The sequence below is a fragment of the Bradyrhizobium sp. MI1.11 genome (genome assembly GCF_055811255.1).
In genome coordinates this window covers 17,505-38,489 of record NZ_JBVVPM010000042.1, presented here as the reverse complement: position 1 = coordinate 38,489, position 20,985 = coordinate 17,505, and the positions used below count along the sequence as shown (strand labels likewise).

The window sequence follows — 20,985 nt, the reverse complement described above, 5'->3', positions numbered from 1 at the left end:
GAAGGTGGCACAATGAGTTGGAAGAGCGTCTCAAGCTTTCTGTTCGGGGGGATGCTCTGCTTCGTTGCGGGCCTTGCGTGGGCGCAGACCGATCCGCTGCCGTCCTGGAACGACGGCCGGGTCAAGAACTCGATCAACGATTTCGTCGCGCGCGTCACGGCCGAGGGCGGGTCGGACTTCGTGCCGGCGCCCGAGCGCGTGGCCGTGTTCGACAACGACGGCACGCTCTGGACCGAGCAGCCGTTCTATTTCCAGGGCTTCTTCGCTCTCGACCGCGTCAAGGCGATGGCCCCGCAGCATCCGGAATGGAAGACGACGCCGCCGTTCAAGGCGGTGCTCGATGGAGACATGAAGGCGCTGGCCGGCTCGGGCGAAAAGGGGCTGATGCAGATCGTCGGCGTCGCGCACAGCGGCATGACCACCGACGAGTTCTCGAAGTCGGTCGTCGACTGGCTCGCGACGGCGCGGCATCCACGTTTCAAGCGTCCCTACACCGAACTGACCTACCAGCCGATGCTGGAGCTGCTGACGCTTCTCCGGAGCAAAGGCTTCAAGACCTTCATCGTGTCGGCCGGCGGCGCCGAATTCATGCGGCCTTGGGCGGAAAGGGTCTACGGCATTCCGCCCGAACAGGTGGTCGGCTCGTCCGGCGTCGTGACGTTCCGGACGGACCCTGGTGGCAAGCCGTTCCTGCTCAAGATGCCCAAGATCGAGTTCGTGGATGAGGGGCCCGGCAAGCCCGTCGGCATCAACCGTTTCATCGGACGGCGGCCGATCTTCGCCTTCGGCAACTCCGACGGCGACCTGCAGATGCTGCAGTGGACGACGGCCGGCGCGGGTGCCCGCTTTGCCGGGATCGTCCATCACACCGACGCCGAACGGGAGTACGCCTACGACCGGGGATCGAAGGTCGGCAAGCTGGATAAGGCGCTGGATGAAGGCCGGGCAAGAGGGTGGACCGTCGTCGACATGAAGCGGGACTGGAGAGCGGTTTTCAAGCCCGAAAAGTAAGTGCGACCAGAACAGCGAGTGATACTGCAATTGATGCTTTGCCAACCTGAGGAGTAACCCGATGTATAGACTGATGCTGGCTGCTGCCGTGTGTTTTGTCTCCTTTGCCGCAACGGCTGAAGAAGATTCCAAAACCGCCATTAAAAAATGGCGTGCGTGTGCCGACGCTACGGCGATTCGATTCGCCAAAACCGATGAAGCTGCTCAAGTGGTTTCACGCCTGGCGATATTGTCTTGCCGCGCCGAGAAGCAGGCCGCCTGGCAGGCGATGTCCCAGGAAAGCGGCCCGCACTTTGCCGACGACTACGTCGAAACCATGGAGCGTCGCTACACCGATCTGCTTGCGATCGACGTCATAGAGATGCGGCTGAAAAAGTAGAATGTATGGGACGGACGTCCGCTGGAGATGCACCCCGTGATGAAAATCATGAACAGCATTGCGGCTCTATTCGCCTGCTTGGTGATGTTCTCTGCGGACGCCTGCCATGCCCAGGAACCGCGCCTGGATGAGCGCCTCCTTGTTCTGCCGCTTCCGATCCCGGTCCTCGCCTATGTGGTGAGACCGCTCGTCGATGCGCCGCTCCCTCTGGTCGTCATGAACCACGGCGAAACGCTGGACCCGAGGGAGCGCAGCTTTTATCCGATGGTTGAATTCCGCGACGCCGCCTTCTGGTTCGCCAGGCGCGGACATCTCGTCGTCGTGCCGATCCGGCCGGGTTTCGGCAGTTCGGCAATCGATCTCCCCGACCAAGGCGTATTCAGCACCTACTTCGGCGCTGTCGGAAAGTGCACCGACGCAAGCTTTCGAACCGCCGGCATCGCAATCGCCAGGCTTGATCAGTGGGTGATCGATTATGTCGTCGGCCAGAAGCTCGCGATTGCTTCCGGTACGATCGTCGTCGGCCAGTCCGGCGGCGGCTGGGGCGCTTTGGCATTCTCGTCTTTGAATCCGACCGGCGTGCGAGCCGTCATCACCTTCGAGGCCGGCCGGGGCGGCCGGGTGGACGGCAAGCCCAACAACAACTGTAATCCCGAAAAGCTGATCGAAGCGGCGCGTGAATTCGGCAGTTCTGCACGCGTGCCCACGCTGTCGATATACACCGAGAACGATACTTATTTTGGTCCGGCGCTCTCGGGAAAGTTGCTCGAAGCTTACAATGCCGCAGGCGGACAAGGCGAATATCACTTGGTGCCGCCGTTCGGGAATGAGGGCCACTTCCTGATAGATGACCCGAAGGCCATTCCGATCTGGTCACCCATCGTGAGCCGGTTTCTGGAGGCCCATCCATGAGAGGGATCAAGAAATCGACGCTTCGTTCATCGACGGTTGTTGCGACGTGGGTGTGCACGATCTTGGTCGCTGGCATGCAATTTACCGGGTCCTCGGCTCAACAGGCGTCGGACACCAAACCGGACATGTCCAACAACTCCGGCGTCAAGCCGCTGGGAAAGCGTGATATCCGGGACATTCGATTGAGTGGCTGGCGTAAACTGTGCTTCGAAGTGTCCCCTGCGGAAAAAGTATGCCGGACAACGAACGTCGGCGTGATGGATACCGGGCAGGAAATGATCCGGTTCGATCTGATCGACGCGGGGGCCGCCGAGGGTCGCATTCAGATGCTGCTGCCGCCCGGAATGTATTTGCGATCCGGCATTACGTTGGCCGTGGACCAGAAAGAGCCGCTCCACCTTTCATACAGCTGGTGTCTTGCAAACGCGTGCGTCGCCGCGGGCCCCGCCACCCCTCGCTTCGTCAGCGATCTTCGGTCCGGTCGCGTCTTGACGATAGAAGTCGTCGACCCAAGCCTGCTGACGGTTTCGGTGGCCGTTCCACTCGATCAGTTCGCGTCAGTCCATAGCGGGCCGCCGGCTCAGCTATTCGATGAATCGCTGAGCCTCAGGAACTAAACCGCGACCATCGTCAACAACGGCCAGCAGGTCATTCATTGTATTCTGACAATCCCGCGGGCTGGGCTCGACATAGCGAGCCAGGAGGCTTGGGCTTTTTTTACCGCTTGGGTATGCGCTCGTCACGCCGGTACTCTCGTGCAGAAAATGCCGTCAGGAACGCCGCGTCCCCTTGCTGAGCCCCTTGAAAGAACTGGCCCGCAGAAGGCCTTCAGAGGTGATGTCACGGTATTCGATGTCGGCATAGAATCTTGGCTCTACCCAGGTTGCCTTCGGTTTCTTGACGGGCTTGGTGAGCTTTTGCTTCGGACTGACGACGGTATCGAGAGCCTTGCGGATCTCCGCCGACTTCGTCCGGCTCCAGCCCGTGCCGACCTTGCCCATGTACCGCAGCTCTTTTCCTTCCTGCTTGCCGAGGTAGAGCGCGGCGACGCCGGACGGGTCCTTGACGAAGCCAACGACGGGGAATTTCTGGCGCTGTACCGTCTTGATCTTCTGCCAGGCCTCAACCCGGTCCGACCGGTAAGGGGCATCCACTCGCTTGGAGACGATGCCCTCGTAGTTGAGCTTGCTCGCCGCCTCGAACAACGCCTGACCGTCGCCTTCATGGTGCTCGCTGTAGAATATCGGTGCTTCCAGGCCGTTCTCTTCGATCAGCTGCTTCAGCAGCTCCTTGCGGGCAAGCTGCGCATGTTTGCGGAGGTCTACGCCGTCCAGCCACAGGAGATCGAAGGCGAAGAAAACGAGGCGGTCCTGGTCGCCTCTACCGAGGTCCGCCTGAAGTTCGGAGAAGTTGGTGCGCTCTTCGTGGATGACGACCACTTCCCCGTCCACGATAGCCTGACCAGGGATGTCGAAGGCGCCGGCAATGACCGCGAACCGGTTGATCCAGTTATGGCCGTTCCTGGTGAAGGCCTTCCGGCTGTCGCCGTCGATGTGGAGCTGTACGCGGTAGCCGTCGTATTTGACTTCGTGAATCCATTGAGCCCCTGAAGGCGCTTTCATCTTCAGGGTCGCAAGCTGGGGGCTGATAAAGCCCGGCATGGAAGCTCGCGGCTTCTTGGCCGGGGCTCGGGTACGCTTCGCCACTAACGCAACTCACAAAAAAGCCCGCCGCCGGTGTTGGGAGCCGGCGGCGGGACAGTCTACCTACCTTATTCACGACTCTCCAACCGCGAAGCCGAACTGGCGTTCCCGCGCGTTCTCCCATACAACCGCAATCGCGATTCCAGGTTGTATTTTCAACGTCAACGAGAACGGCCGCCGAACGGTTGGCGAACGCGTGATAGGGCGTTCTTCCTGAGGAGCGTCAGCTGAGGCCGGACAGATCAGGGTTTGGAACCTTAGAACCGACTGCGCGCTAGGAAATACCGGAGGTCGTTCCGATGTCCCCGGAAGAATACCTTGAGCTGGCTGCGCGATACCGGAAGATTCTTGAGACCGCCACAGACCCGTTTACCCGTTATCATCTTGAAGCAATGGAACGGAGCTATCGGGTTCTTGCGGACAGCGAACGTGCAGTTCAAACATCCCGCCGGATCGTTGAGGCCTTGGACGAGTCGGGCAATCGCGACGAAGAAAAGACCGTTGCTCAGATCAAACCGGGGTCCTGAGGTCGGGTGGCCCGCTGGCGTTCCGAAGCACGTTGCTTGCCAGCGACCTCGGACATCCGGCGGCTGACGCGCTCTGGGCTTAGACCCTACGGAGCATCGCGAGTCAGGTTTCTGCACCCACTATCGGTCTGTCCAGGCCTAGCTTGGTTCTGAGGCACGCACTGACGGCGCCGCGTCTTCCTTCACGCCGCGAGCGACGATCCGGAGCGCCCCGTCCGGAAGCGGCCGCTGCAGGTTCAGGGCTTCGTCCGGAGGGGCGTTCATCCAGGTCTCGACTTCCTCGGGCGTCGTCAGGATCACAGGCATCGCCTTCGGGTGGATGGCGCCGACCTCGGCGTTCGGCTCCGTCGTCAGGAATGCGTAGAGGTCGTTGGTGGTCTCGCCTTCCTTGACCTTCCTGACCGATGTCCAGTTCGTCCAGATGCCGGCGAAGCAGGCCAGTGGCCGGCTTTCATCGAGCGCGAACCAGATGTCGCCGCCCTCGGCCTTGTTGAACTCGCTGAACGAGTTGAACGGCACGACGCAGCGGTTCTCGGGACCCAGCCACCGCGTCCAGTGTTTGCTCTTCACGTTGCGGATGTTGGTGGTTCCAGAATCCGGCTCCATCCGGAGCAATTCCTTGAAGTCGACGGGCTTGCCCTTGGCCTGCAGTTTCTCGGCCCGCTTCTTCGTCGCGTCCATCAGCGCTTTGGAAGATGACGGCATGCCCCACCGCGCGGTTGCGAGCTCACGGCCATCGATGCCGGTCCGAACGATCGGCGCCTTGTAATCTGGAAACACGCCGGGCATCGGCGCGAGATTGCCGACGTACCGCTTGACGACGCGGAACAGCGCGCTGATGGCGGCTTGGTTGGTGGTGATCGAGTAGAGATTGCACATCGTCAGGTCTCCGGAGCGACCTGGCGAGGGTGCTGCGCCAATTGTAGCAGCGTGGCCGCCGGGCGGCGATTGGCCTTGGCGCACTTGCTGCACCTGAGTCTGCTCGCCAGGTCGTGGACCGCCATCGTGGGCGGGTGGCGCAGAGCGGCCAGATCAACGTCCCGCTTGGTCTTGCAGCGCGAGCATTCGATCTCAAGCCATGGGTAGCCGCCGTTCAGAGCTTGGTCGACCGTCGGCGAAGGATCGACCGGACCCCCGTCGGCCCACATCCGCTCGTTCCAGCTTTCGCACGCCAGCTTGTCCGCCGTCCGGATCAGAGCCTCGCCTTTGGCTCGGGCCTCGGCGGACTGCGCCGCAAGGATGGTCGTCATCGCGCGCGACTTGCCGAGCTCCTTGCTCAGCGCCTTGCGGTCTCCTCCAGAGAGGGGTGTGGGGTGGTGCTTCGGCGCCATTGCCCTCGCCTAGTCGAAGGCGGGCCAGCAGCCGTCCTCTTCGTAGCGGCCGGTCCTCGCCTGGCAGGTGTTCTCCAGCAGCCGTTGGCCGACCTCCGCCCAGATCGCGTTCTGCCAATATAGGCGGGTGGCGTCGACCTTCTGAATCTCGACCGTTCGGCCGCACCGTCGGCAAGCCACCCGCAGCAGGTGCCGCTGGATGTCGGCCAGCCGCTGCGTCCGGATCGAGGGGCCGGGTGGGACGCGGTCGGCAGAAGCGTCGTCTAGGATGGCTTGCCAGTATTCCGCAGGCAGGTCGTCGCCAGGCGCCCATCCGCGCGCCGGCGGGGCGTTCCTGCCGACCGCAGCAGCCATCCGTTCCATCTGGGTTCGACTCGGCAGCCAACTTGCGGGGTGATCGGTCATCTCCGTATTAGAACATATAGAGAACAAAAATCCAGACGATTCGAGATGGTTGAGTTCGGTAAGGATTTATGCAAAAAATGCAAAATGGTAGGGCGACCAAAACGAACCCAGGATGTTGCGTTGGCGGATCGCCTTCATAAGTGGCGGCTGCGGGCCGGACTAACCCGTTCGCGTATGGCCGAAAGGCTCGAAGTTGCGCCGTCGACGCTAACTAGAGCACTACAAACGCGTAGTTTTTCAGCCGATCTGAGAGAGAAAGTGCTCTCGTTCCTGGAGGAGATGGAGAGCGCCGGCAGTGACATCGCCGAACCCCGGACATTTCTGGTCGAGGGCGTTTCGGCAAGCGATTTGCGGTTTTTGCAAAAATTCGTTAACCATATCCTTCCGAAGGTCGAGGAAGTTCTGAGGTCAGCGCTACGCGGGCCGTCCGTTGGAGAGAAGTCATGACCAGCTCGAAGCAGATCATCGCGATGATCCGCAGCCACGCCGACGGTGACAGTCAGAAATTCCTTTCCATCGCGGAGCACATCGCCAGCGACGCGGACAAGTCCGGGAAGACGAAGGTCGCCACCGAGATCCGCGACGTCGTCACCAGGATTCGGGACCGTGCGGGCGAACGTGGCGGCGCGCCGATTCCGCTAGCGGCGCCACGCGGTGAATTGGCCGGCCTCGTCACCGCGACCTATCCGGAGGTGATGCTTTCCGACGTGGTTCTGAACGCAGATCTCAAACGCAGGGTCGAGCGTCTGGTGCGGGAACACCGCGAAAGCGCGACGCTCCAAGAGAAGGGCCTGAAGCCGAGTCGGAAATTCCTGTTCTCGGGTCCTCCCGGCACCGGCAAGGGCATGACCGCCGCGGCGCTGGCCGCGGAGTTGAACCTGCCGCTCTTCACGGTCATGCTCGATGCCGTGATCACGAAATATCTGGGGGAAACTGCGGCCAAGCTTCGCCTGATCTTCGACGCGATGAGTTCCGTGCGCGCGGTCTACTTCTTCGACGAGGTCGACGCGCTGGCGGCCAGCCGCAGCATGGACAACGACATCGGCGAGGCGCGGCGCATGCTCAACTCCTTCCTCAAATTTCTCGAGGACGACCGCTCGAAGAGCATCATCATCGCGGCCACGAACCATCGCACGCTTCTGGATGCCGCTATTTTCAGGCGCTTTCACTCGGCCTTCGTCTACGAAAGACCGACGATCGCGGAGGCGCGGAGCGTGCTGGTCAACAATCTGCTCAGCTTCGATCTTGATCGGATCGACTGGTCCGAGTTCGTCGGTCTGACACCAAAGCTCAGCCAGGCCGATCTCGTCGCTGCAGCCGAAGATGCCGCGCGCGAGGCGGTTCTGGACAACCAAGGGGTTGTCACGACCGAAATTTTGTATCGCGCGTTGCAGGACCGCGCTGGTATAAATCCCGAATAGCAGGGCGAATCGAGAACCGCCCGGACGAGTGGGCGGATGGCGCGGAAACTAGCGAGGCCAAGGCAACAGCAGCGCAGGCGGCGTCCGGACACGATCGCCGCACCGGGCGGCACGGATTCGCCCGCCTACCGTCACCTCCACATGCGCGGACTCGGCAAGGCTCCGGCCAAGTTCGGATCGCGCGGCTACAAGACCGAGAAGGACGTCAATCCGGTCCCCGATCGTGCCGCTCATGCCAAGCTCCTGCTGCGCGAACTGGACGTCGCGGTCGGGAAGATCGACGACTTCATGGCCGAGCAGGAAGACATCGGCATCCCGGCATCGAAACGCGGCATGTCGCTGACCGTGCTCGGCAGGCCTGGCATGGAACTCCGGACCGGCGACGGCCGTCCGGCCTCCCCGAGGGGACTGAAGGTCCTGAACGTGCGCAGGGCCGATGCCGCTGCCGCCGCCACGGGCGAGACCAACGGCGGACCCGATCAGGCGACGTTCTTCGTCACGAAGAGCACCGTGGCGAAGCTGCAGGATAACCTTGACGCCTACGGCAAGTGGGGCTCGCACTCTCCCACGAACGAACGCCAGAGCAAGGAAAAGAAGCCCGACAACTACTGGCTCTTCGAGACGGGCGCATCCATCAGGGAAACCTCGCTGCGCGATCTCTGGACCGACGACGTCGAGACGTTCCCGAAGGGGAAGAAGGAGACGCGATGGGAGGTCTGGCTTCAGGCCTCTCTGCAGGAGTTCTTCATGGAAGCGGCAGGGCGCCTGGGTCTCCACACCTACGGCGGTCCGAGCGAATTCGTCGAAACGGTCGTCCAGAGCATCGTCGCGACGCCGCAGGATCTACAGCGCCTGGTTCATCAGAGCGCCGCCGTCGTCGAACTGCGGAGCGCTTCCTCGTTCTCGTCCGGCTTCTTCAATCTGGATCCCGAGGACAGGAAGTTCGCCGCCTCCGAGATGGCCCGTCGCATCGTGCGAGCTCCTGACGACGCGCCGAAGGTCGTCATCCTCGACACCGGCGTCAACCGCGAGAACGTGCTTCTGCGCAGCAGTCTTGCGGCGGCGGAGTGCAAGACGGTAAAGCAGTCGTGGGGGACGGACGATCATTCCGGGCACGGGACCAAGATGGCCGGCCTTGCGCTGTTCGGCGATCTCGAAGAGGTGGCGACGCGGCCCGGTCCGATCGCGCTCGAGACGGCGTTGGAATCCGTGGTGGTCTCGGCCCCACGGCCGGACGGAGACGTTCCCGCCAGGTACGCGCTGCAGAGAGCGGTTGCGATCGTCGAGAAGAAGAAGGCCCGTCGGATCTTCTGCCTGGCTCAGACCGCGCCGGGCGAGGCCGAGAACGGCCGTCCCTCGAGCACCTCCGCGGTTCTCGACCAACTGGCCTACAACGACGGCGTGGCAACGCGGCTGTTCTGCGCCGCGGTGGGCAACGTTCCGCACAGCCTGCAAGAGCCCTATCAGCTTGCCGACTACGAAAGCAGGAACGTCCGCTTCGGCATTCAATCGCCGGCGCAGGCGGTCAACGCCCTGTCTGTCGGCGCGGTCAGCCTGAAGGCCGATGATGGCTCCTCCGGAACGGTCGTCGCGCCGCAGGGGGACCTGATGCCCTCGTCTCGGACGGCGGCCCGATGGCTCCCGCCGCGGACGCACAAGCCCGACATCATGATGGAAGGAGGCAACTTCCTTGTCGACGACGACGGCTTCTTCTGCCGCGCCTCGAAGCGCCACTTCGTTTTGACGACGTCGCGCGACGCACCGGGACGGCCGTTGGCCGTATCAGGCGAGACCAGTACGGCCACCGCGCTCGCGGCTGGACTCGCCGCGCGCCTGTCGGCGCGATACCCCAAGTACCGGATGGAGACGATCCGCGGCCTGATGGTTCACGCCGCGCGATGGACTCCGGCCATGCTCGACCATCTCGACCGCCTCGAATCCGAGGGGCGCAAGGACGCCTGGGACGAGATCAGAACGCGCTTCGGCTGGGGAGTGCCGGACACCGTCCGGCTGTTCGGAAGCGCGGCCAACGCGATGACGATGATCGTCGAGGACGAATTGCGGCCCTACCACCGGCCGACGAAGGACGGAAAGCTTCAGGGCATCAGCCTCAAGGAGATGAAGTATTTCAGGCTTCCTTGGCCGACGGACGCTCTTGCAGCCCTCGGGAATACCGAAGTTAGCATGCGCTGCACGTTGTCGTACTTCGTCGAGCCGGACCCGCAGGCTGTAACGCGGGACAAGCTCGATCGGTACCATTCCTGCCGGCTGAAGTTCGACTTCAAGCAGTATGGCGAAACCCACGCGAATGCGCAGGCCCGCGTCAACGCGCTCGTCGAGGACGAAGACCCGGCGACCAATGCTTCCAACGAAGGGTGGCTCTTCGCGCAACGGTCCATGGGGACGCTGGTGCAGGACGAGTGGCGCGGCCAGGCCTATCGCCTCGCAGAGCGATCCGGAGTTTCCGTCCTTCCGATCAGGGGGTGGTGGGGCGAACTGGTCAAGATCAAGAACTGGATGAGGCCGGCACGGTTTTCGCTCATCGTTTCGATCGCCGTTCCGGCAGGGGTCGATATCTATCGCGAAGTCGCGATCCGTGCTCCCGCCGAGAATCTCGTCGAAGGCGGGCTGCTGCGGACGAGGCCTCTGACCGCCTAGCCCAATCTGGCGTTGACGTCCCCGTGACATACGTACGCGAATGGGGTTGCGGACGCGTTGCGTTGCGCCGTGCGCGCCCGCAACATGGCCACTCCGATCGGCACGCCCTTGCAGAAGGAGCCTAGGTAGCTCCTGACGACCTGCGACGCGCACTCGTCCTCGACTCGCCAAAGCGGAGCAAGCACGCCACCGAATTCGTTCGTCGTGAGGCTTGCCGCCCAGCCCGAAACCAACCCTAACCTGAAGGCGCCGCCCCCGGTTTCGCAGGCGTTGAGCACCACGAAAGGATGGTCACGCACGCCAAGCTTCACGCTGCCGTTTACCTCGTCGCAGGAGACGTAACCATTCGACAGTCTGATTCTAGCTGGTTGGTTGTCCCCGTGGCCTGCGAAATGGAGCACCGCGACCCTCTCTTTGGGGATGTCCGTCGACCAGAAGGTCGTGAAGCTTTCCCAGGTCGGGTCTCTCGCTTCCGCGCCCAGCGTTGAAACCAGCCATTGACCTTCTTCGATGGCCGCCTGCAAGGCGGGCCTCGAGCCCGACCCATATACGGGAACGAAGCTGGCTATGGAGCCGGGCGCAAGGGAAGACAACATGCGCCCCTCGATCGAGGCGTACCATCGGCTGACGGGATGCGTCATGAACATATGATCCGGATCGGCGATGCCGGATTGCGCGGTGGGATGCATCATCTCCCACGGCACGTGGGGCTCGTCCGTCACGATCTGGATCGAAAAGGCCGCGCCGAACTCTCGCCGCATATCCGCGTAGAGCGAGCGGAAGGTCTCCGGCGTGGCGGCCCAGATCTTCTCGCCGATTCCCCGCAGTTTGTTCTGATGTCTTCCGGTCTGCAGATCCGGGCATTCCTTCAGCAGGTCGGTGGCGAAGCTTTCCGCATCGCCGAGCTCGACGACCTCGCTTCGCCCGGGCTTGCCGAGACTCTTTGCCTTAGGGGCGTCGAGCACCCAGATCCAGGACTTCGTCGCGCCGACGCTCAATATCTGAATCGTCAGATCGGGCGATGTCGCTGCAGGATGAATCGCGATGGCGGCGGGAGCGGACGGCGCCTCGCGCTGAGCCTCCTTCCTTTCGAGAGCCTTGAACGAGCTTTTCGCGATTCCGCTGTAGCGTCCCCGACAGTTGAACACCGCCTGAATCTCGACGAGACCGTCGTCGGTGACTCCTACGACCTCGGCTTCGTACAGCGCCGCGATCGATCGTCCGTCACGCTCGATGACGATCTTCCGCCGATCGGCGCCCTCGGCGAAGCGCAGGTGGGCCGAGACGATCTGGCTGTCGACGCTCACCGTCGTCCAGTCGTAGGGCAGCTCCATGCGGAAAGGCGGCTGATCGTTTGCGTCCTGAGCGAGGTCTACTTGAAAGCGGAAACGCTCGCCGAGAGACGGTTGTTGTCCGGACTCGAAGCGTGGATATCTGTCCACCACGACGGTCTGTTTAGGGCGAGCTTCCGCGGTCCCGAAGTCGTCGTCGTGCTCGGCCGAGCGGAAAGGCGCGGTGACTTCGATGTCGTTCGTCAATCGCGCATCCGGATCGTAGTCGCGGAATACCTCCTCGATCACGTCCTTGATGTCTTCTGAAACGACGCTGCCCGACAGCGCGATCATCCCCAAAGCCGACTCCGCATGGATCTCGAAGACGTAGGGTCGCAGACGCGCGAGTTTGCCCACCGCGAGGGCCCAGTCGCGGTCGGCATCGTCGTAGTTCGTTCTCGACGAGGGGGAAAGCGGCGCGGCGCCCATGTCCCTCCTCATCGTGAATCGCCAGTTGGATCGCGCCATTCCGTAATGCCTTCGAATCAATCGTCTGATACCAGGAACACGTCGTCGACCGTGTGGAAGCGCTCGGCCGAAAGCTTCACGCGGTAGACGCCGGGATCAAGAGGCACCTCGCAGCGATAACGGCCATCGGCCGATGGCCGCAGCGTAATCCATGTTGACGGGCCGGGTTCGTCCACCCGATCCACGTGCCCCTCGATCGCCTGGAGATGGTCGCTCGCGGTCGCCTCGATGCGGACGGGCCGACCCGCCCGGTAGGCATCCTCCACGTAAAGCGAAAAGGTCTCGGCTTCTCCCGCCCGGAACGTTCTGGGATCCACGCCGCTCTCGGTGAGCACGCCACGCATGTGTCCGAACGATGCCTCGTCGCTCTGCAGGGCGGAGTGCGTGTTCGGCACGTATGTAGCGACCGGGAAGTCCAATTCCAGAGGGAGCGCCGAAACCCGAGGCACCGTGCCGTCGCCGGATTGGTCCCTGTCGTCGTGTCGCATCAGCATCGTGAGCGTTCTACCGTCCCAAGCCGCGGATTGCACCGTCGGCTGCTCGGTTCCGATCACAGGGCGGACGCGCGGGCCGACGCGGCCGTATTCGTCAGATCGGCTGTTGGCCTCCTGCGCCACGCGGATCTCGTCGTGGAACGCATGAGCGGCCGTAGCCCGTGTCCGGTCGAGGTTGGGCAGATCGAGCTCGAAGACGCGCTTCAGATCCTGGCCCGGCTCCTTCACGAACTTGTACGTCGGCAGCAACTGGTACACCGAATCGAACGATCGCAGCGCTTCCGTGCCGTCGAACGCCTCCACCGGACCGATCTTCCAGGTGAAACCGTTGCACAGGAATCCGAGCGCGTTGCCTGATCCCTTGTATGGCGTCCCGAAGCTCAGGATGGTTCGGGCGAGCTTCCAGCCTTCCATGCATTCGACATAGTGACGGGCGACGAGGCCGCCCATGGAGTGGACGACGAAGACGACCTTGGCCTCCGAGTTTCCGCTACTCTCGCGCCATGCCTTCAGTCGTGCAGGCACGAACGCCGCGAGCCTGCGTGCCGACACGCGGTTGCTGCGTCGCCAGTCGTAGGGGAACACGAAGTAGTTCTCGCCGGGAATCAGACCGACGCCATCGACGAGGCCTGACTGGAGCCGAGAATATCCGCCCTGCTTCCAGAGGCCGGGGAGGATCTCGACGTTGTCGACAAGGGCGGTCGCGACGATGCCGTCTTCGACGTCGTCGGTCTCGTCATCGGTCCCGGTCAGCGCAAGCTGGCGCATCGCGTCTCCGCGGAGGATGCGATATAGCGCGCCGGGAGACGTGCCCCACAGCGGCTTGCCGTCCTTCGACAGGACGGAGCCGATCAGGCCCGGCACGACCACCACGACGTCGGGGTATTTCCAAGGCATGCATCCTCCAGGCTTCGTCGGCGGTGGCGTGACGTCGTACACGCCACCGAACCGCCCGGCCGGACCAATACCTCAGCTTTCAGAAATTGGCGACACCAACTTCCGCGAGCCGGCGCGGTCTGTGTCGCAGCGGGTGGCCGCCCCGGTCGTTCTCGTCGATCTACCTGCTTGCAAGCGCCTCAAGTCTCCGTGAAGACCTCGCCGATGCCACACAGGTCGGCGCGTGCGGCGGCCGGTCAGGCCTTCTTCGACTTCTGGGCCTTGATCGCCCGCTCCACGAAATGCCAGGCGTCCTGATCCTTGAGCGCCTTGATCACCGCCTGCTCGACGAATTGCCAGGCCTTTTGATCGTTAGCGGCCGCGGCACTTCCCACTGCGGCGATGTATTCGGGCTTCATGTAGTACAGCGCGGCGCGGCGGCCGTCTTTTCTCGGAGCCTTCGCCTCCTTGGCCTTCTTTGCCGCCTTCGCCATCTCCGATCGCCTGCCCTGTCCGATTCGTCGCAATGCTATCACGCGCCGCCCGGCCGGTCGCGGACGTTTACCTTAATCTTCCGCCTGCCTGCGGGTTTCGAGAGTCGAGCTTCATCTTGATCCTCTCGAAGATATCTATTAGATATCTGTTCGATATCTTTTTTGTTGACTTTTCCACCGCTTTGTGATCTAACGACCGCCATCCCGCCTACGACCAGCTCGGCCACGACGCCGTCAACCCGCGCCACTCACGCGCGGACTCCCTCGCCTTCCGCGAGGGGGCATTCGCGCGTCCAAACATGGAAGCGAGGACCAATGAAGAAACCCGCCGCCGCACTCTTCGCCAGCTTCAAGACGTCGCGGGCGATTCCCTGCGTCAAGCCGCTCCGGCGGGATCTCATGATCCAGTCGACCTTGGACGTCGGCGTCAGAGCCATCGAATATCATTCGATGGTGGTGCTCGACGACCACGTGATCAGGACCGACGCCATCGTGCTCGACAGGGACGACGGTCGCTTCGCGATCGACTTCGTCGATGCGCGCCCGCCCGAGGATCCGCGCGCGGAAGGCCTGCTCCAGATCGGCTTCGAGCAGCGCTGCTCCGGCATCATCGCCGTCACCGCGGCCGATCTCGGCCGCGAACCGCGCCTGTCGGCGGCCCGTGAGGTGTGGTTCCACGCGGGCATGACCGTGACCGCGGACGACCGGGCACATGTCCTCGACGCCCTCGACCGCGAAGGCCCCGTTCCGCTGCGCTCGCTCCAGGCTCTCGCCGCCACCCGACGCGATCCGGCCCAAGTGGTCTACGCGCTGGCCTGCGAGGGCAGCCTCTCCATCGACCTGCGCAGGGGTCTCGACGGTCGCGCCATCGTTCGCGGCGGGGGCCTCGGGCTGGGCGGCCTGCGCTACGGAACGTAGCTCCGCCGAAACCTCGGAATCCCATGGCGGCATAGCGGCGATTGGTCCGATCGGCGATCGGAGATCCATCTCCGCAACCTGAGGAATTCACGCGACGGATCACGGCACGACGGATTGGCGCGACGCCAAGCATACTTCTCTCTTCGAACGCAGATTGCCGTTCGCCAGGGGCATCGGCACCCTGCCGGTCGGCTGGCGCGAACTGGTCGAGTCCTTGTGCTCGCGACTGGCAGCGCCCGCGCCGGCGGAGGCCGGTCGCGTGCGGCCCTACGACTGGAGAACGACCGGACGGCGCTAAACTTCGGTCTGCGAGGCCGCATCGCCGCACGGCGGGGTCGCGGCCGTAGCCGCGGAGATCGTGGCGCGCGCGACGGCCCGTTCGGCCTGCACCTGCTCGACGTGCGGACGCGCCGGCGCGCGCTACCGCACCGGCTTCGAGACCCTGGCGCGGCCTGTCCGCTAAACATGCCCCGCGGCCGCCTGCGAGGTCTACGACAGCGGGCTCGACCGCTTCGTCGCCACCTCGGCCGCCGCCCTCGGCATCGACGGACGTCCTAGCCCGGGCCGGCCGGCCGCGGAAGCATGGAGCCGGGCGCGAGCGCGGATTCGGCACGCCACCGGTGCGCACCGCGGTCGCCGCCGCCGTCGGCGCCGGGCCGAGCCTCCGGCTACCGCCGGCGGGTCCCGACGAACGAATCCTAGAAAAATCGAATCCTTGAAAAACCGCCCGGAAAACGAATCCTAGAAAAACGAATCCTAGAAAAAACGAATCCTTGGAAATCGAATCCTTTGAATTTTGAATCCTTGAAATTCGAATCCTTGGAGTTCCGATTCGCCGAATTTTCGTCGTGGCGCTGGCCGGCGGCCGGCACGCGCTGATCGCCTCGCTGCGGCCGCGGCCCTCGGCGTCGGTGGCCGTTGCGCGCACCCCCGCACGCCCAGCAGCGATCAACCGCCGGCGATCGCGCGCCGAATCGTCACCCCCCGTTTCGCCGCCGGTTTCGGCCGCGGACCAACGTCAGGAGCCCCGATGAGCAAGGCAACGAAATCGAAGAATGCGAAAGGGACCGGCCGCAAGAGCCTCTTCGCCGCCGAACCCGACCTCGATTTCGACCAGTCGGCTCCGGAGGAGCAAGAGGAGGTGGAGCAGGAAATCCAATCGCGCTTTGAGCGTCCGGCTCCCGGCCGATGCTTGGCCGAGGCGGCGGTGCGCGCGGCCATCGACGACGACCTGACGGCCCGGCTGAACGGCGGGGAGACACTCGTCGTCGCAGTCCAGGTCCCGACCCCGGCCTGGGTGCAGCAGATCGAGCGGTGCTTGAAGCGGCTCGCCGGCCGTGCGCTCGTCATCGGGCGCGACGGCAGCGACCGCACGCGACACAAGGCGGACTTCGGCAACGAGGGCGTCGCCGATGCGCTCGCGGAAGGCAGGCCCGTCATCGGCATCGCGACTTCGCCGGCGCTGCTGCCCGGCTCCCTCGTCGCCGGCTCCGACGTCTCGATCGACATCGCCATCGACGACGGCGTCGTGAACGATGCGATCACGCGCTTCGTCGGCGCGCCGGCGCGGCCGCCCGCGGTCGACGGACTGGGTGCGCTCGACTTCGGCGACATCGTCGTGAACTTCCGCGCGGACTCGAGCGCGGCCGAGATCGTCAACAGGTTGAAGCGCGCGGCGAACCGCCGGAACGCCCCGCGGCAGGACAGGTTGCCGAAGCTCTCCGACGCCGTGGAGTTCGGAGAGGCCCGCGATTTCGGATTAGCGTTAGGCAACGATCTGGCCGAATACCGGGCACGCAACCTTAAGTGGAGTGACATCGCTGGCCACGCTAACTGCGTGTTCGCGGGCGACCCGGGCCTGGGCAAGACCTTTTATGCTCGAATCCTTGCGGAGCATCTCGGTGTTCCGCTCGTCGTAGGGTCGTTGTCGGAAATTTTTGCAACTACAGCGGGATATTTAGACTCTGTCGTAAAGGGTGTTCGCGATTTGTTCCAACGGGCCGAGGCGGCAAAGGCCGCGCTCTTCCTAGATGAACTAGATGCGCTACCTTCGCGTGCAAATCTGGAAGGACGCCATCTTACATGGTGGACCCCCGTTATCGCTGAGTTCCTACTTTTGTTGGATTCGGCGACGAACGGCAACAACCGGGAAATGCGGTTCGTCTGGGCGGCGACCAACCACGTCGACCGGCTCGACCCGGCGCTTCTCCGGCCCGGCAGGCTGGACCGAATCATCCATTTCAGGCCGCCCGGTCCCGAGGGCATCGCCTCGATCCTGCGGCACCATCTCGACGGCGACCTCGCCGGCACCGACCTCGCCGTCATGGGCACGCTCGGTCTCGGCCGCACGCCGGCGGAGCTCTCGGCGGTCGTGAAGGCGGCCCGGCGCGCCGCGCGTGCGGAGCGGCGCGCGCTGGCCTGTGACGACCTGATCGAAGCGCTCGCGCCGAAGGCTGACGTCGACGCTGCGACGCTGCGGCGCATCGCGGTCCACGAAAGCGGGCACGCCGTCGTCTGCCTGGTGCTTGGCATCGACGAGCTCGTCCTCGTCGAGGCGATCGGCACCACGGGCGCCTGGGGCCGCACGCTGATGCGCCGCCGGGAGGGCATCGAGACCCGCGCCGTCATCGAGGGGCGCGCCACCGTCAACCTCGGCGGCCGCGCGGCGGAGGTCGTCGTCTATGGCGGGGACTGCTCGGGGAACGCGGGCGGAAACGTCTCGAGCGATCTGGCCATCGCGACGCGGGCCGTCTGCGGCCTCAGGGCCAGCATGGGCCTCGGCGACGGCCTCGCCTATCTGGCCGATCCCGCGAACGCGACGGCGCTGCTGCGCATGGACCCCGTGCTGCGCGCGGCGGTCGAGGCGGATCTCACCCGACTGCACGCCGGCGCCGTCGACATCGTCGCCCGTCACCGCGCCGCCCTCGACGCCATCGCGGAGGCGCTGGTCGCGCGGCGCCATCTCTCGGGCGAGGAGGTTCGGGCCATCTTCGACGCCAACCGCCCGGCCGACGGCCGCGGTGGCCACTGACGCCGCCGCCGGTGACGTCCTCTTCCGGCACGACGATCCATCGCGAACCTCACGGAGACAGCATGACGAATCCTTCGACGCCGACGTCCTCGATCATCCACCGTCCGCTCGGCGGACTGACCGGCTACCGCGTGGTCTACGATCGCGCGTGCCGCGCGGTGGTCCACGCCTTCCCGCTCTCGGACCTGCCCGCCGTCGCGGCGACCGGCCTGCTCGCAGGCGCCGGCGCGTACGTGCTGACCGACGGCGCGACGGCCTACATCGGCGAATCCAGCCGCCCCGCCCGACGTCTGGCCGACCACGCCGCCGATCCGGCCAAAGGATTCGCGCGCGAGGCGTTCGTCGTGAGCGGCGAGGCGGGCGCGTTCGACAAGTCGGTCGCGGTCGACTTCCAGTACCGGCTGACGAACCTGGCGATCGCGACGGGCGCGGTCGCGCTGGCCAAGGGCGTCAACCCGGTCGAGCCGGCGCTGTCGCCGGCGGACCGATCGACGCACGACCGCATCTTCGACGACGCGCTGCGACTGCTCCACGATGCCGGCTGCCCCGTCTTCCACGTGCCGCCCCCGGCGGCCGCCGAGGCGGGCTCGCCGCCGCCTGCGGCCCCGTTGGCCGAGGCGGCCGGCGACGAGCGCGACGGCGGTCCGCTGACCATCGACGTGTCGACCGTGCCGCTCGGCGCGGCCGAGTTCGGGCTCAGATATCTCGGGCTCTGGGCGCGCGGCTACGCCCTCGGCGACCGGTTCGTCGTGGCGGCCGGCAGCGAGGTGAGGAGAGAGCCGAACGAGAGCGTCGACAGGCTGACGAAGCGGCGCCACGACCAGTTGCTCGGCGCCGGCGTCCTGACCGCGATCCCCGGCGTCACCGACCGGCTCCGCCTGGTCGTCGCGGTGGCGTTTCCGACGCCGTCGATCGCGGCCAAGACCTGCTGCGGCGCCCACACGCCGGGCCGCTGGCTGCCGCTCGAACCCGCCAAGGCGGTCTGGCTCGACGCCTGAGGCCGGTGTGCGCCGCGCCTGCAATTCGAATCCTTGCAAACTCCAGCGGAGGAACCACCAATGGCACCGAAACCGAGACGCGTCGCTTCTCGCCCCGATCCTACAACTTGGGGTGATGATGAATTATTAACACTCGCAGAAGCTGCGGCGCTGATGTGGCCGGAAGGGGGGCCGGTCACTGCCTCAACTTTGAGGACATGTTACAGATCAGGCTTACTTGAGGTTGTGGTCGTGGCCAGGAAGGTCCTGGTGACCAAGAAAGCCATCGCGACGATGACCGAGAACGCGCGCCGCAAGGCGCGCACCTGAGCCGGCCCGCCAAGTATTGGCGAACCGCGCGCAAGTATTGCAAGCGTCCGCCCGGAGGACACTGCCCCCCTTTTCAGGCCCGTCGAGGGTCGGCGGGTACGCTCGACTCTCCGACGGAAATGATCAATCGCTTGAGCCGCGCTTCCGCCCGGTCCGCCGGCGGCAGGCGCGAAACGATCCGGACGACCCCGGCGGATGCGCCGTCGGGGACGACGTTCGGAAATGACGAAGGCCCCATCGGTTTCCCGACGGGGCCTCTGACAGAGAGTGTGCGGTCCGGACCTAGCCCTAGGAAAGCAAGCCGGACCGCCCGCTCCGAGGAGCCATGTCTACCATGAACTACGTCGACAGACAAATGCACCGCGTGGCGGTCGAACTCGCGTCCAAGCTGCCCAGGCTCGCCGAAGGCGAGAGCATCGATCCCCCCGTCTGGGCGGTCCGGCCCCGAAAGGACGGCAACTACCGCGCGTACAAGGATGGCGTCTACTGGGGAACCACCGGGCGGAAGACCGAGGCCGGCGCCAATGAATGGCTCCGGACCATGCTGCTGCAGCAGGAGGCCGACGAGGACGGTGTCTTCGACGTCCGCCGCGTCTCCGTGGCCGTGGTGATCGAGGCGCGCAAGAAGGCGGTCGTGAAGAAAGGGCTGCTGGGCGCCAAGGTGATCGTCTCCACGCTGAAGGCGATCGAGGAACACGTCAACAAGCTGCAGCTGCGCCACCTGACCGACGACAAGATCGGGCAGGTCGACACCGCGATGGCAGCCGAGGGCTACTCCCGCGATACCATCGTCAACGCCGTCCGCTTCCTGCGCACCGCGATCCGCCAGTACACCAAGAAGGAGCACGGGGCGACCTACTTGCCGTTCGACGCGCCGCCGAGCCCCAAGGGCCGCACCACCGTCGTCACGGACGCCCAGCGCGACCGCGTCAAGCGCTTGGCCGCCGCCGCTTTCGACCCGCACAGCGGCCTCTCCGACAAGCAGCGCCGCGACTTCGAGGTGGCCTACATGGAGCTCCTCCTCGGCATGGTGTTCGGCTCGCGCCCGGGCGCCTACCACATGCTGGCCTGGGAGGAGCACGGCGAGGGCGGCTGGCTCGACCTCGACGGCGCGACCTTCCACCGCGTGCCCCCCGGCGCGGCGACGCCCTCCAACACGGCGGCGCCGCCGGTCGACATCCCGGAGGAGATCCTCCCCGAACTGCGCCTCTGGAAGGCGCGGGCCGCGGGCAGTCCCTGGGTCTTCCGCACCCTGAGGGGCGGCCCCCTGAGCCAGCGCGAGCAGCAGGTCATCTTCAAGGACGTGATGGCGGCGTTCGGCCTGGGTCGCATCACCGGCCACATGCTGCGCCACACCTGCATCTCGAGGATGATCCGAAAGCGCTGCACGGGGCCCGAGATCTCCTCGGTCTGCGGTGTCTCGATCGAGACCTTGTACCGGCGCTACGGCCACTTCGACCGCCGCGCGGTCCAGCAGCTGGCCCATTCGGCCATGGCGGACGCCATGGGCGAGATGCAGGTGGCCGCCTAGACGGCGATGGCCGCCGGCCTGCTGAGGCGCCGTCCCCTCTTCCAAAACGCGCCGCCGGCCTCGCGCCCGCGGCGCGTTTTTTAGCCCCCCGTGGCGGCCCGCCCGCGCCCCCACCCCATATAAGCACCGGGGCCCCCCCCGGGCGGGGGGCCCCCGGGGCCCCCGAGGGCCCGGCCCAAATAAATTGC

General features: G+C 64.9%; 20 protein-coding genes. 13 read left to right on the top strand and 7 right to left on the bottom strand.

Annotated elements, in window-relative coordinates:
- Positions 1–12: 12 nt before the first annotated feature.
- The 4 genes from AC0L30_RS30980 (at position 13) to AC0L30_RS30965 (ending at position 2,919) form a co-directional block, all read left to right on the top strand.
- Positions 13–1,011: an HAD family hydrolase gene (locus AC0L30_RS30980; protein ID WP_473405942.1), complete on the top strand. Its 999-nt coding sequence runs from the start codon at positions 13–15 to the stop codon at positions 1,009–1,011.
- 61 nt (positions 1,012–1,072) lie between these two features.
- Positions 1,073–1,390: a hypothetical protein gene (locus tag AC0L30_RS30975; protein WP_473405941.1), complete on the top strand. Its 318-nt coding sequence runs from the start codon at positions 1,073–1,075 to the stop codon at positions 1,388–1,390.
- Between the two features lie 39 nt (positions 1,391–1,429).
- Positions 1,430–2,302 carry a dienelactone hydrolase family protein gene (locus AC0L30_RS30970; protein WP_473405940.1) on the top strand — a complete coding sequence of 291 codons (873 nt, stop codon included), beginning with the start codon at positions 1,430–1,432 and terminating at the stop codon, positions 2,300–2,302.
- Entirely contained in the window at positions 2,299–2,919 is a 621-nt protein-coding gene (locus tag AC0L30_RS30965) for an invasion associated locus B family protein (RefSeq protein ID WP_473405939.1), read from the top strand. Before AC0L30_RS30970 ends, AC0L30_RS30965 begins: the two co-directional genes overlap by 4 nt.
- Before the next feature lie 153 nt (positions 2,920–3,072).
- Here the strand turns inward: AC0L30_RS30965 and ligD are convergent, their stop codons facing one another.
- On the bottom strand, positions 3,073–3,963 hold the full coding sequence (gene ligD / locus AC0L30_RS30960) for a non-homologous end-joining DNA ligase (protein WP_473405938.1): 891 nt from the start codon (positions 3,961–3,963) through the stop codon (positions 3,073–3,075).
- Positions 3,964–4,304: 341 nt separating this feature from the next.
- Here ligD and AC0L30_RS30955 point away from each other — a divergent pair, with 341 nt between their 5' ends.
- Entirely contained in the window at positions 4,305–4,532 is a 228-nt protein-coding gene (locus tag AC0L30_RS30955; protein WP_473405937.1) for a hypothetical protein, read from the top strand.
- A gap of 138 nt (positions 4,533–4,670) precedes the next feature.
- Here the strand turns inward: AC0L30_RS30955 and AC0L30_RS30950 are convergent, their stop codons facing one another.
- The 3 genes from AC0L30_RS30950 to AC0L30_RS30940 are packed head-to-tail and all read right to left on the bottom strand — an operon-like array spanning position 4,671 to position 6,217.
- Positions 4,671–5,411 carry an SOS response-associated peptidase gene (locus AC0L30_RS30950; RefSeq protein WP_473405936.1) on the bottom strand — a complete coding sequence of 247 codons (741 nt, stop codon included), beginning with the start codon at positions 5,409–5,411 and terminating at the stop codon, positions 4,671–4,673.
- 2 nt (positions 5,412–5,413) lie between these two features.
- Positions 5,414–5,863 (bottom strand): hypothetical protein, encoded by a 450-nt coding sequence (locus AC0L30_RS30945; RefSeq protein WP_473405935.1) that lies wholly within the window; start codon positions 5,861–5,863, stop codon positions 5,414–5,416.
- 9 nt (positions 5,864–5,872) lie between these two features.
- Positions 5,873–6,217 carry a hypothetical protein gene (locus AC0L30_RS30940; protein ID WP_473405934.1) on the bottom strand — a complete coding sequence of 115 codons (345 nt, stop codon included), beginning with the start codon at positions 6,215–6,217 and terminating at the stop codon, positions 5,873–5,875.
- A 96-nt stretch (positions 6,218–6,313) separates the two neighbouring features.
- Here AC0L30_RS30940 and AC0L30_RS30935 point away from each other — a divergent pair, with 96 nt between their 5' ends.
- Genes AC0L30_RS30935 through AC0L30_RS30925 form a run of 3 tightly spaced genes read left to right on the top strand, consistent with a single transcriptional unit; the run spans position 6,314 to position 10,347 of the window.
- Complete coding sequence (locus tag AC0L30_RS30935) at positions 6,314–6,715, top strand: helix-turn-helix domain-containing protein (RefSeq protein WP_473405933.1); 402 nt, start codon at positions 6,314–6,316, stop codon at positions 6,713–6,715.
- Positions 6,712–7,689 carry an AAA family ATPase gene (locus AC0L30_RS30930; RefSeq protein ID WP_473405932.1) on the top strand — a complete coding sequence of 326 codons (978 nt, stop codon included), beginning with the start codon at positions 6,712–6,714 and terminating at the stop codon, positions 7,687–7,689. Before AC0L30_RS30935 ends, AC0L30_RS30930 begins: the two co-directional genes overlap by 4 nt.
- 36 nt (positions 7,690–7,725) lie before the next feature.
- On the top strand, positions 7,726–10,347 hold the full coding sequence (locus tag AC0L30_RS30925) for a S8 family peptidase (protein WP_473405931.1): 2,622 nt from the start codon (positions 7,726–7,728) through the stop codon (positions 10,345–10,347).
- Here the strand turns inward: AC0L30_RS30925 and AC0L30_RS30920 are convergent.
- The 3 genes from AC0L30_RS30920 to AC0L30_RS30910 form a co-directional block, all read right to left on the bottom strand.
- Positions 10,344–12,107 carry a CHAT domain-containing protein gene (locus tag AC0L30_RS30920; protein WP_473405930.1) on the bottom strand — a complete coding sequence of 588 codons (1,764 nt, stop codon included), beginning with the start codon at positions 12,105–12,107 and terminating at the stop codon, positions 10,344–10,346. The genes AC0L30_RS30925 and AC0L30_RS30920 overlap by 4 nt on opposite strands.
- Positions 12,108–12,163: 56 nt before the next feature.
- Positions 12,164–13,537 (bottom strand): esterase/lipase family protein, encoded by a 1,374-nt coding sequence (locus AC0L30_RS30915; protein ID WP_473405929.1) that lies wholly within the window; start codon positions 13,535–13,537, stop codon positions 12,164–12,166.
- Positions 13,538–13,773: 236 nt separating this feature from the next.
- Positions 13,774–14,010 carry a hypothetical protein gene (locus AC0L30_RS30910; protein ID WP_456652990.1) on the bottom strand — a complete coding sequence of 79 codons (237 nt, stop codon included), beginning with the start codon at positions 14,008–14,010 and terminating at the stop codon, positions 13,774–13,776.
- Positions 14,011–14,325: 315 nt separating this feature from the next.
- On the opposite strand from AC0L30_RS30910, the gene AC0L30_RS30905 reads away from it, so the two are divergent.
- The 5 genes from AC0L30_RS30905 (at position 14,326) to AC0L30_RS30885 (ending at position 20,797) form a co-directional block, all read left to right on the top strand.
- Positions 14,326–14,928, top strand: a complete 603-nt coding sequence (locus tag AC0L30_RS30905) for a hypothetical protein (RefSeq protein ID WP_473405928.1) — start codon at positions 14,326–14,328, stop codon at positions 14,926–14,928.
- Positions 14,929–15,958: 1,030 nt separating this feature from the next.
- Positions 15,959–17,959 carry an AAA family ATPase gene (locus AC0L30_RS30900; protein ID WP_473405927.1) on the top strand — a complete coding sequence of 667 codons (2,001 nt, stop codon included), beginning with the start codon at positions 15,959–15,961 and terminating at the stop codon, positions 17,957–17,959.
- A 62-nt stretch (positions 17,960–18,021) separates the two neighbouring features.
- Positions 18,022–18,957, top strand: coding sequence for a GIY-YIG nuclease family protein (locus tag AC0L30_RS30895; protein WP_473405926.1), 936 nt, complete (start codon positions 18,022–18,024; stop codon positions 18,955–18,957).
- Between the two features lie 60 nt (positions 18,958–19,017).
- On the top strand, positions 19,018–19,266 hold the full coding sequence (locus AC0L30_RS30890; protein WP_473405925.1) for a hypothetical protein: 249 nt from the start codon (positions 19,018–19,020) through the stop codon (positions 19,264–19,266).
- 334 nt (positions 19,267–19,600) lie between these two features.
- The gene (locus tag AC0L30_RS30885) at positions 19,601–20,797 is read left to right on the top strand and encodes a tyrosine-type recombinase/integrase (RefSeq protein ID WP_473405924.1); all 1,197 of its coding nucleotides are present in this window, start codon (positions 19,601–19,603) and stop codon (positions 20,795–20,797) included.
- The last annotated feature ends 188 nt before the right edge of the window (positions 20,798–20,985 follow it).

Excerpts from the sequence above, each read along its gene's own strand:
- AC0L30_RS30980 (WP_473405942.1), top strand. The coding sequence starts at position 13 with ATGAGTTGGAAGAGCGTCTCAAGCTTTCTGTTCGGGGGGATGCTCTGC.
- AC0L30_RS30975 (WP_473405941.1), top strand. The coding sequence starts at position 1,073 with ATGTATAGACTGATGCTGGCTGCTGCCGTGTGTTTTGTCTCCTTTGCC.
- AC0L30_RS30970 (WP_473405940.1), top strand. The coding sequence starts at position 1,430 with ATGAAAATCATGAACAGCATTGCGGCTCTATTCGCCTGCTTGGTGATG.
- AC0L30_RS30965 (WP_473405939.1), top strand. The coding sequence starts at position 2,299 with ATGAGAGGGATCAAGAAATCGACGCTTCGTTCATCGACGGTTGTTGCG.
- ligD (WP_473405938.1), bottom strand. The coding sequence starts at position 3,963 with ATGCCGGGCTTTATCAGCCCCCAGCTTGCGACCCTGAAGATGAAAGCG.
- AC0L30_RS30955 (WP_473405937.1), top strand. The coding sequence starts at position 4,305 with ATGTCCCCGGAAGAATACCTTGAGCTGGCTGCGCGATACCGGAAGATT.
- AC0L30_RS30950 (WP_473405936.1), bottom strand. The coding sequence starts at position 5,411 with ATGTGCAATCTCTACTCGATCACCACCAACCAAGCCGCCATCAGCGCG.
- AC0L30_RS30945 (WP_473405935.1), bottom strand. The coding sequence starts at position 5,863 with ATGGCGCCGAAGCACCACCCCACACCCCTCTCTGGAGGAGACCGCAAG.
- AC0L30_RS30940 (WP_473405934.1), bottom strand. The coding sequence starts at position 6,217 with ATGGCTGCTGCGGTCGGCAGGAACGCCCCGCCGGCGCGCGGATGGGCG.
- AC0L30_RS30935 (WP_473405933.1), top strand. The coding sequence starts at position 6,314 with ATGGTTGAGTTCGGTAAGGATTTATGCAAAAAATGCAAAATGGTAGGG.
- AC0L30_RS30930 (WP_473405932.1), top strand. The coding sequence starts at position 6,712 with ATGACCAGCTCGAAGCAGATCATCGCGATGATCCGCAGCCACGCCGAC.
- AC0L30_RS30925 (WP_473405931.1), top strand. The coding sequence starts at position 7,726 with ATGGCGCGGAAACTAGCGAGGCCAAGGCAACAGCAGCGCAGGCGGCGT.
- AC0L30_RS30920 (WP_473405930.1), bottom strand. The coding sequence starts at position 12,107 with ATGGGCGCCGCGCCGCTTTCCCCCTCGTCGAGAACGAACTACGACGAT.
- AC0L30_RS30915 (WP_473405929.1), bottom strand. The coding sequence starts at position 13,537 with ATGCCTTGGAAATACCCCGACGTCGTGGTGGTCGTGCCGGGCCTGATC.
- AC0L30_RS30910 (WP_456652990.1), bottom strand. The coding sequence starts at position 14,010 with ATGGCGAAGGCGGCAAAGAAGGCCAAGGAGGCGAAGGCTCCGAGAAAA.
- AC0L30_RS30905 (WP_473405928.1), top strand. The coding sequence starts at position 14,326 with ATGAAGAAACCCGCCGCCGCACTCTTCGCCAGCTTCAAGACGTCGCGG.
- AC0L30_RS30900 (WP_473405927.1), top strand. The coding sequence starts at position 15,959 with ATGAGCAAGGCAACGAAATCGAAGAATGCGAAAGGGACCGGCCGCAAG.
- AC0L30_RS30895 (WP_473405926.1), top strand. The coding sequence starts at position 18,022 with ATGACGAATCCTTCGACGCCGACGTCCTCGATCATCCACCGTCCGCTC.
- AC0L30_RS30890 (WP_473405925.1), top strand. The coding sequence starts at position 19,018 with ATGGCACCGAAACCGAGACGCGTCGCTTCTCGCCCCGATCCTACAACT.
- AC0L30_RS30885 (WP_473405924.1), top strand. The coding sequence starts at position 19,601 with ATGAACTACGTCGACAGACAAATGCACCGCGTGGCGGTCGAACTCGCG.